The 228-nt window shown below is 60.1% G+C and carries 1 protein-coding gene; it reads right to left on the bottom strand.

Annotated elements, in window-relative coordinates:
• On the bottom strand, nucleotides 1-228 hold a 228-nt coding region (locus SB752_RS33460; RefSeq protein WP_410719669.1), incomplete at both ends, for an immunoglobulin-like domain-containing protein.

Genomic DNA, 228 nt, shown 5'->3' with positions numbered 1-228 from the left:
ACAGTGCCGCCTTCGGCGACATTAGGGGTAGCTGTCAGCGAAACAGTGCTGGTATCGATGGTGTCAGTGACATCGGTGACGGCTGGAGTCGGGTTGGTCTCCAGGTTCTCGAAGTTGCCACCCTCGGCTTTGGTAATAGTGGCTTCGACCTTGCCGGCGTCTTTGTAGACGTCATCGGCAGGGGCTGCGACGGTCGCTGTGCCCGAGGTAGCACCGGCAGCAATGGTG

The sequence above is a fragment of the Brevibacillus sp. SIMBA_040 genome (assembly GCF_046535075.1).
In the GTDB taxonomy this organism is placed as follows: domain Bacteria; phylum Bacillota; class Bacilli; order Brevibacillales; family Brevibacillaceae; genus Brevibacillus.
The sequence above is the reverse complement of the archived record's forward strand: the minus strand, read 5'-3'. Positions and strand labels throughout refer to the sequence as shown.